Origin of the sequence: Streptomyces sp. URMC 124, assembly GCF_051386455.1 — a bacterium.
GTDB lineage: Bacteria > Actinomycetota > Actinomycetes > Streptomycetales > Streptomycetaceae > Streptomyces.
On the sequence record NZ_JBPQTS010000681.1, the window covers coordinates 1 to 228 of the forward strand.

Here is a 228-nt window from a genome sequence, read left to right on the forward strand (position 1 = left end):
TTCCAGCACCTCTTGCGCTTCGCCCTTCAGCGCCTCAATCGGCTTGCCCATGAATTGCTCGGCAGCTGTAGCCACGTCCTCAATGGAGCTGCCGACCTTGATGATCGCAACCCCGTCAGCCATGACGGGAACGCCCTGCTCTGTGTACACTTCCGGCGTCATCACGTCAAGCTTATGGGATAACAGCGAAACGAACTCGGACCGCTGAAATACCGGCAGAATAAACGC

Annotated in this window: 1 protein-coding gene; it reads right to left on the minus strand. The window is 57.0% G+C overall.

Features of this window, described 5'->3' with window-relative positions; genetic code table 11:
* A partial coding sequence (locus ACSNOG_RS34150) for a flotillin family protein (RefSeq protein WP_436756544.1) occupies positions 1-222 on the minus strand: 222 nt, incomplete at its 3' end.
* Positions 223-228: the final 6 nt, after the last annotated feature.